Here is a 6,948-nt window from a genome sequence, read left to right as displayed (position 1 = left end):
GTGCGGGCAAAAAAGATGCGTCGAGATGGCGCGGCTGAATTTATCAGTGCTTCCTTTACAGCTTTATGTCGAGATGAACACCACGATTGGGGTCGGCAGCCAAACGCTGCAGGAGCTCGGGGCCATGATCCTTCCCGCTTCCTCTGCGGCTTCCGCCGCCCTGTCTGCCGCCCTGCCGCCGGTCACGCTCCGGGTCATCCTTCACGCGTGCATCCTCACTCGCCTGTTCCTTGGTGCGCACCTGCTGGCGTGCGAGCTCCGCATCCTGCTTCTGACGGATGGACTCAAAGCTCTGCTGTATATTGACCTGGTTCTGCATATTGCTCTGAACATTCCCTGCCTCATTGGACTGGGGGAACATCATCTGCATACTGATTGGCGTGACATTCATGGTGATACCTGCCTCTCTTTAGAAGATTCCTACGGCAATTTCCCCATTCAGCATTTGCAGCCGCGCGTTGCGCAGCTCTTCCTCTATCGTCTTTTTCACCCCGTTGATCGTTGCGTTGACCCCCGGATAGATGGTATCGGATGCAGCGATGGAACCATTTTTCATCTGCTCAAGCTCTTCCTGCATCTGCTCGAGCTCCTCCTGCATCTTCTTGATCTTCCCGGCAAGAGGGAACTGCTCGTGTGTCATTTCAGCCAGCTGCTCCCTACGTCGCGGCGAAAGGCTCATCAGCGACTGTTTCTTTAGCGTGGCGAGCGAAAGGCGGAGTTCCGTAAGACGCTTGACCGCCGTCTCGCATTCTTTGGAAAGCGTATCGTAGCGATGCTTCAGATTGGGGTCGACACCGACGTTCAGGTTGGTCTGCACATAGAAGTTGTTGCCAAAAATTTTGGCGCGTATGGACTCTCCTGCACCGACCTTTCCCCCGGTAATGATGCCGCGCCGCCCCTCGACGCGGACATGATGCCCCGCACGCATCTCAGAATGGAGAACGACATCGTTGACGAAGATGTCACGTCCGGCGGAAATGTTGGCATTTTCGACGAAAGAAATACGCACATCCTCCACTGCACGGATCTTCCCGATATTCATGCCGCGTATGCCGCCGTGGACGATGACGTTGCGCCCCTCAACCTCTGCGCCGCCGATCATGCCCTTGATCTCGATGTCCCCCGTCGCCTTGACAATAAAGCCGCTCTCCACATCCCCCTTAATTTCGATGCTGCCGGCAAAATCGACGTTTCCCGTTCCGACATCCACGCTGGAGTCGATCACAAGATGGGGGTCGACACTGATCTTCTTCCCATCATCGACAATCTGCCCGTCGATGAGTGCAACGAGCTCATGATTGTTGACAATCTTTGTGTTTTTTCCCTGTGGGAGAGCAATCGCCTTTCCCGGCTTGGGTGCGATATCCTCCCCCAATACATTCTTTCCCGGAGTCCCTGCTGTTTCGGGAATGCGAACGGCGAGCACATCCCCCATCTGTGCGCGGATAAAGATATTCATATCTTTGTAATCCACACGGTCATAGGCGCGAGCGGCGGGACGCCCCTTTTCTCCCATATCGAATTTCTTTTCGATCCGTGCATCCACCCCCGCCTCAGGAGCTGTGCCACGGGCTGCAAAAAACGGGGTCAGACGCGCTACGCCGCGCCCGATTGCCTCGCGGTCGATGCCGTAGACGACCTTCTTTGCGGCAAGCGCATCCAACACATCGGAAATGGAGGGCGGCAGATTCCCCTTTTTTTCATCAAAACGCACGGCTGCCGTCATCGCATCACGCGGAATCTCGATGGAAAATGGAATGATGACGTTCTCCTCGCCATCCTCCACGGGCGGATCGAGCCGCACCTCAAAGCCGTCTGCTGCACGCACGACTCTTGCAAGCTGGAGCACATCGTACTCCGTGACTCCCTCATCCTCAAGGCGTTTTCTCAGCGTGGAAAGATCAATGATTGTGCTGCCCTGACTCTCCGGATATACGGTAAGATAGTTACCATCCGTTTTGACAACCAGCTGAAACCCCTCACGCACACTCCCAACAGTACGATCCACAATACCACTCCCGATCCATCAAACCGCACCTATATCGGATGCCCCCATTATCATTCGTCATTCATGCGTGCAAGAGACCCGCGCATACGGAAGATTGCCTTTGTATGGAGCTGTGAGATCCGCGCCTCCGAAAGGTGCAGGATCGCAGCAATCTCTTTGAGTGTCATCTCGTCGTAATAGTAGAGTGCAACAACCGTGCGCTCTTTCTCGGGGAGTTTTTCAATCGCGGCGGCAAGGGTATCCTTGACCTCTGTCCATTCTGCGTGTTCAACGGGACCATCATCCATGGATGCCGGTGAATCCGTACGCAGATATTCTTCGAGCGGGATGATGGTAGCCGCGCTCACCTGCCCCTCGAGATGATGCAGCCCCTCAATGGTCAGATCCAGCTCGGCGGCAAGTTCCTCATCGGTCGCCGTACGTCCGAGCTCCCCCTCAAGACGCGCAACAGCTTTCTCGTATTTTTTAATATTCTGACGCACACTGACGGGAATCCAGTCCTTTGCACGCAGATGATCGAGCATCGCTCCGCGCACGCGTACCCCCGCATAGGTCTCGAACTTGTTCCCGCGTGCAAGCTCATAGCGTTCGATCGCGTCGAGGAGTCCAAAGAATCCGCTGCTCAGGAGGTCCTCCCGATCCACATGCTGCGGCAGACTGATCGCAATGCGTCCGGCTACAAGGCGGACGAGGGGAAGATAGTGTTCGGCGATGCGGTTTCGTACATCCACGGTCTTTTCCGTTTCATACGCCCGCCACAAGGCATCAATGTCCTCTGCCGGCTGTGCCGTCATCGCGTTCATCTCCTCTCATTCCGCCGTTCGCCTTTATGCCGGTGCGGGCTCAGGTGTCCCCTCGCCCTCCGGAGTTCTCATATGAACAAAGGAATCCTCCGAGAGCGGTCGGAAGTTTTTCTGCGCGGCAAATTCCTCTGCCGCCCTCGCCCCCTTCTCCACTGCATCAAAGTCAATGTCCTCCGGATCATAGAGCTGCGTCTGCATATCCTGCATCCGCTCGGACGGTTCTTTGTCGAACGCCGCCCAGCCCTTTGCTTCCAATATGAAGACGACGAGATAGGTGAACAGTCCGGCGCACAGGAATGCGATAAAACTTCGCAGCAATGCCGTGGTCACGCGTGCATCCCCGATCATCCCCGTGAGAAATACGACAAGTGCAGCGATCACAGAAAAAACCAACGCCATACCGACTTTGAACATCTCTTCACCTTCCCTTCTATATGGTCTTGTCTCCCTTGCTGACGGTCTTCACCGTATAGACACCATCGTTGAGATCAATGGCAACGGTGCGGCCGTAGTTGAGCCCGGTGTCCTCCGCGACAAGCCGGATTCCATGCTGTGCAAGCAGCTCCTTTGCCGCCTGCGCGTTGCGTTCGCCGACACGCATGACACTCGTCGTATTGGAGAACGCAAACATCTGCGCACCGCCCGCAATCTTTGCCACCAGACGAGATTTCGACGCACCAAGCTTCAGGACATCCGCAAGCATGAGCGGAAATCCCGTGTCGATGAACTTTGCAGGCGTATCCGAGGGGCGCGCCTGTTTGCTGTCCGGCAGCATATAGTGGAGCAGTCCCCCCACCTTTGCCTTGGGGTCATAAAGGGAAAGCCCGATACACGAGCCCAGTCCGTAGCTGATGAGTGTGGACGGAGCTGCGCCGACTTTGTAGTCGGCCATACCGACTTTGATCAAATCCGGCATATCATCCAACTCCTACCGCATTCATAATGCTGCCAAGGGATCCGGGATCCGGGACAAGGAAGAAATGTCCGTTGATGCTCCGATCCTCGGCGACAAAATTGGTCTCGATGAGGAGTGCATGATCCCCCATCTCGCCAAGCTGTACCAAAACGACGTTGAGGATAGCACCTGCCATATCCACGGCAAGCGCAGGGATGGACGGCAGCATACTCATGCCCGTGAACGTGTAAAACGCATTCAGATAAGAGCCTGCAAGGATGTTGCCGATCTCCATGAGTGCCGATTCGTCCATCGAGTCAAGTTCCGTCGTCTCTCCGCGCTCCCGTCCGAGCAGCGTATCCACAAGTGCAAAGGCACTGTCACGCGGGATGAGAAAGAGGATGTTGCTCGGGGCTTTGCCATAGACGCGCAGGAAAATGCCGACGACAACCAATTCCGGTCCGCCGACAAACTCCGGCACATCTTCAATTGGAACGAGTGCCACATGGGGCACATTCATCTCAATACGACGCCCGATGAGACGGGAAAGCGCCGTTGCAGAATTCCCTGCACCGACGTTTCCAATCTCCCTGAGCACATCCAACTGCAGCTCTGACAGTTCTGTCAGATTCTCATCTACGCTCATAGGCCCTACCTCTTATCACCGCGCAGCAAAGGAAGCATGACCGCCTTTACTTTGCCTCTTTCGGCAGACCGACGATCTCCTCGAGGTTGAGGAGAACGATGAGTCTGCCCCTGATATTGCCGATACCGCTCAGGAATCGGCTGCTCTCGCGGGCATTCATCGCCTTCTTCGTATCAATGGGCGCATTCTCGAGACTGAGCACCTCGGTCACAGCGTCCACAAGCATGCCGACGTGGACATCTTCGACGGAGACCGTGACGATGCGCGTACGGTCGGTATACGGTGTCTCCGCAAGCCCAAGTCGCTGCTTGAGGTCAATGACGGGGAGCACCGAACCGCGCAGATTGATGACGCCCTTGATAAAATCCGCCGCAAACGGAACACGCGTGATGTCCGTCAGGTTGCGGATTTCCTGTACATTCAGAATGCTGACGCCGTATTCTTCATCGCGAAGATTGAATGCCACATACTGCGAGTTCTGCGGCGCATTTCCCTGATTCATATCATCTGCCATCTTCTTTGCCCTCCCCTTTTACTGCTGTATCATCGTCGCAACGTCAAGAATCAGTGCGACCCTGCCGTCGCCAAGCACGGTTGCCCCGCCAAAGAGCTTGAGTCCGGCGAAGAGATTGCCAAGTGTCTTGATAACGATTTCCTGCTGACCGATCAGATTGTCGACGACAATGCCTGCCTTCCCCTCGCCCGCATGGACAACAACAACGAAATGCTCGTCGGAGTCCTTCGTATGTGGAACCTGAAGAGCCTCCTCCATGCGGATGATCGGGATGATCTCCCCGCGCAGGACGATGACCTCCTTGTTCTGAACGGTCTGAATGTCACTCGGCTCGATGTTGATCGTACTGTCGATGGATGTGAGAGGAATGGCGTACATCTCTTCCTGCACGCGTACGAGCATCGCCTGAATGATCGCAAGTGTGAGCGGCAGCTTGATCTTGAACACAGAACCTTCGTCGATATGCGTCTCGACATCAACGTGCCCGGAGAGTGCCTCAATCTTGCTGCGCACAACGTCCATACCGACGCCGCGGCCGGAGATATCCGTGATCTGCTCTGCCGTCGAGAAGCCGGGCAGGAAGATCAGGCGAACGGCATCCGCATCGTCGAGGCTGTCCGCCTCACTCTGCGTGATCATGCCCTTCTCGACCGCCTTGCGGCGGATCTTGTCCGCATCAATACCCGCGCCGTCGTCCGTGATCATGATGACGACGTTGTTTCCCTCGTGGCGTGCAATGAGTCCGACCTCGCCGGTGCGCGGCTTCCCCTTCGCCTCGCGCTTGTCGGGGCTCTCGACACCGTGGTCGAGCGAGTTGCGCAGCAGATGCATGATCGGATCGCCGATCTCATCGATAACGGTACGGTCGAGCTCCGTCTCCTCGCCCTCAATCGTGAGGTTGATGTCCTTGCCGAGCTCCTTTGATACGTCGCGCACCATGCGCGGGAAGCGGTTGAACACGGCACTGACCGGAACCATGCGAACTTTCATGACGATGTTCTGCAGATCGCCCGTGACGCGATCCATCTGCTCAAGCGTCTCCATGAGATCACTCAAACGATGCGTCTGTCCAATCTGCTCGAGACGCACCTTGTTGATGACAAGCTCGCCCATGAGGTTCATGAGGGTATCCAGTTTTTCGATATCGACGCGAACGCTCTGACTCTGGTGCTGCTTTTTCGCCGGTGCAGCAGCTGCTGCCGGCTTTGCCGCCTCCTTCTTCGGTGCCGCCTTTGCCGCAGGCGCGGCTGCTGCGGGCGCAGCAGCCGGAGCAGAAGGTGCGTCTTTTCCAAGTTTGTCGGGGTCGACTTCAGTGACGGTAATGTCCTCGATCTCAGAGACCGTATCCACCGCATTCTTCATTGCTTCGGCATCGCCGCCCGTAGCAATGAGCACGTCAAAGCTGCGCTCAAACTTCTCCTGCTCAAGATCCTCGGCAGGGGGAATACTCTTGAGGACATCACCGACCTCATCCAGTGCGTGCATGACCATAACGGAGCGTGCCGCCTTGAGGACACAGGTCTCCATCAGTGTGACCTTGATATGGAAGAGGTTCATCCCGGCTTCTTTTGCCTTCTTCATGACATCGAGGTCGATGTCATCGAGGTCAAGAGCCGAGGCGGCAGCAGCAGCTTCACCGGCAGGTGCGGCTGCCGCAGGAGCTGCCGCTGCAGCACCATCTGCTGCAGGTGCGGGCGTTCCTTTGGAGATGGAGCTGAGCTTTGCGACGAGATCTGAGACATCGACGACATCCTCTGCCTCGCCGTTGCCGACGCTGTCCACCATCTGCTCAAGTGAATCGAGACATTTGAACAATGTGTCCATAATGTCCTCGTTCAGTTTGAGCTGGCTCTTACGGACGAGATCCAGGACATCCTCCATCTCATGCGTAAGCTCCGCGATCTTGGCAAAGCCCATCGTCGCCGACATACCCTTCAGGGTATGCGCGTTGCGGAAGATGTCGTTGACTGCATCGATCTCCTCCATGTTCTCCTCAAGACGCAGGAGTCCTTCGTTGAGTGACTGCAGATGCTCATGCGACTCATCCAGGAACATATCCATATACTGGTTATCCATTGATAT

At 56.0% G+C, this 6,948-nt stretch carries 8 protein-coding genes; all 8 read right to left on the bottom strand.

Annotated features, from left to right (window positions below; translation table 11 throughout):
* Positions 1 to 55 precede the first annotated feature (55 nt).
* The 8 genes from ACO6BQ_RS05580 to ACO6BQ_RS05545 are packed head-to-tail and all read right to left on the bottom strand — an operon-like array spanning position 56 to position 6,942.
* Positions 56 to 391, bottom strand: a complete 336-nt coding sequence (locus ACO6BQ_RS05580) for a hypothetical protein (protein WP_489119923.1) — start codon at positions 389 to 391, stop codon at positions 56 to 58.
* An 18-nt stretch (positions 392 to 409) separates the two neighbouring features.
* Positions 410 to 2,008: a flagellar assembly protein A gene (locus ACO6BQ_RS05575; RefSeq protein ID WP_489119922.1), complete on the bottom strand. Its 1,599-nt coding sequence runs from the start codon at positions 2,006 to 2,008 to the stop codon at positions 410 to 412.
* 50 nt (positions 2,009 to 2,058) lie between these two features.
* Positions 2,059 to 2,802 (bottom strand): FliA/WhiG family RNA polymerase sigma factor, encoded by a 744-nt coding sequence (locus tag ACO6BQ_RS05570; protein ID WP_489119921.1) that lies wholly within the window; start codon positions 2,800 to 2,802, stop codon positions 2,059 to 2,061.
* Between the two features lie 33 nt (positions 2,803 to 2,835).
* Positions 2,836 to 3,225 (bottom strand): hypothetical protein, encoded by a 390-nt coding sequence (locus ACO6BQ_RS05565; RefSeq protein WP_489119920.1) that lies wholly within the window; start codon positions 3,223 to 3,225, stop codon positions 2,836 to 2,838.
* A 16-nt stretch (positions 3,226 to 3,241) separates the two neighbouring features.
* Entirely contained in the window at positions 3,242 to 3,727 is a 486-nt protein-coding gene (locus ACO6BQ_RS05560) for a chemotaxis protein CheD (RefSeq protein WP_489119919.1), read from the bottom strand.
* A gap of 1 nt (position 3,728) precedes the next feature.
* Positions 3,729 to 4,352, bottom strand: coding sequence for a chemotaxis protein CheC (locus tag ACO6BQ_RS05555; protein ID WP_489119918.1), 624 nt, complete (start codon positions 4,350 to 4,352; stop codon positions 3,729 to 3,731).
* A 46-nt stretch (positions 4,353 to 4,398) separates the two neighbouring features.
* The gene (locus tag ACO6BQ_RS05550) at positions 4,399 to 4,866 is read right to left on the bottom strand and encodes a chemotaxis protein CheW (RefSeq protein ID WP_314662144.1); all 468 of its coding nucleotides are present in this window, start codon (positions 4,864 to 4,866) and stop codon (positions 4,399 to 4,401) included.
* An 18-nt stretch (positions 4,867 to 4,884) separates the two neighbouring features.
* Positions 4,885 to 6,942, bottom strand: coding sequence for a chemotaxis protein CheA (locus tag ACO6BQ_RS05545; protein WP_489119917.1), 2,058 nt, complete (start codon positions 6,940 to 6,942; stop codon positions 4,885 to 4,887).
* Positions 6,943 to 6,948 lie beyond the last annotated feature (6 nt).

The organism is Centipeda sp. (in: firmicutes), from assembly GCF_057271695.1.
This window is presented reverse-complemented; position numbering and strand designations above follow the sequence as displayed.